The organism is Kitasatospora sp. NPDC097643 (assembly GCF_040302625.1).
Classification (GTDB): Bacteria; Actinomycetota; Actinomycetes; order Streptomycetales; family Streptomycetaceae; genus Kitasatospora.
Genome location: NZ_JBEOSA010000174.1, coordinates 1 through 1445, shown reverse-complemented (window position 1 = coordinate 1445; position 1445 = coordinate 1). Strand labels below are relative to the sequence as shown.

Genomic DNA, 1445 nt, shown 5'->3' with positions numbered 1-1445 from the left:
CTAGGGCCAATGCCGGTGACTTTGGCTTCCCGCTGTCGTTGGTTGTGGTGTGGCGAGGGTGGGGCAGGTCAAGTCGCCTGCGGGTGAGCGGTTGTCGGATCGGATCGCGATCGGGGTGCTGACCCAGGCGTTTCCGCCGGGTCTGGTGGATGAGGTGATCGCGGAGACAGGTCGGGTCGAGCAGCGCAGTCGGCTGCTGCCGGCGCGGGTGGTCGTCTACTTCGTGCTCGCGATGTGCCTTTTCTTCGGGCAGGGCTACGAAGAGGTCGCGCGGCTGCTGGGCGAGGGGCTCGGGGACGGGCGGCGGTCGTGGCGGGTGCCGACGACCGCCGCGATCGGGCGGGCACGCCGACGTCTGGGACCTGAGCCGCTGAAGGCGCTGTTCGGGCGGGTGTGCCGTCCGGTGGCCGCGCCCGAGACCGCCGGCGCCTGGTACCGGGACTGGCGCCTGGTGGCGGTGGACGGCACCATGCTGGACCTGGCGGACACCGAGGCCAACGTCGACTTCTTCGGCCGGCATGCCTGCGGGCGGGGAGTGAGCGCGTTCCCGCAGGCCAGACTGGTGGCGCTGGCCGAATGCGGCACACACGCCGTCTTCGCCGCCACCACCGGTGCACTGTCAGCGAGCGAGCAGTCCCTCTCCCGTGAACTGTTCGCCCACCTCCGGGTGGGCATGCTCCTGCTGGCCGACCGGGGCTTCTACGGGTTCGAGCTGTGGCAGCAGGCCCGGGCCACCGGCGCGGACCTGCTGTGGCGGGTCCGCAGGAGCGCATCCCTACCGGTGACGAAGGCCCTCGACGACGGGTCCTACCTGAGCACGGTCCATGCCGAGCCGGACCGCAGGAGCCGTCGCAACCCGGTAACCGTGCGGGTCGTGGAATACACCCTGCCCGGCACCGGCGACACCACCGTCTACCGGCTCCTCACCACCATCCTCGACCCCGCGGCGGCACCCGCCGCCGACCTGGCCGCGCTCTACTGCCAGCGCTGGGAGATCGAGACCACCCTGGACGAGATTAAGACCCACCAGCGCGGCCCCGGCCTCGTCCTGCGCTCGAAGTACCCGTGGGGCGTCGAGCAGGAGGTCTACGGCTTCCTGCTCGTGCACCACGCCATCCGACAGCTGATGCACCAGGCCGCCCTGCGCGAGGGACTCGACCCCGACCGGCTGTCCTTCACCCGCAGCCTGCGCGTCGTGCGCCGCCAGGTCCCCGCCCAGGCGGCACTTTTCCCCCGGCAGACTCGCCCGGGCGCTGACCCGCACCCTGGCTGAGATCACCGAACGCCTGCTACCCCCGCGCCGTCAGCGGACCTGCCCCCGCGTCATCAAGCGCAAGATGTCCAACTGGCCCCTCAAACGCGCCCAACACCACAACTGGCCACCACCAGCCCCAGCAACCATCACAATCACCAGAACGGAGACGACCTAAGTCACCGGCATTGGG

At 70.5% G+C, this 1445-nt stretch carries 1 protein-coding gene; it reads left to right on the top strand.

What is annotated here, in order from left to right; all coding sequences use genetic code 11:
- The first annotated feature begins 49 nt into the window (after window positions 1–49).
- Window positions 50–1273: an IS4 family transposase gene (locus ABTY15_RS39675; protein WP_350607694.1), complete on the top strand. Its 1224-nt coding sequence runs from the start codon at window positions 50–52 to the stop codon at window positions 1271–1273.
- Window positions 1274–1445 lie beyond the last annotated feature (172 nt).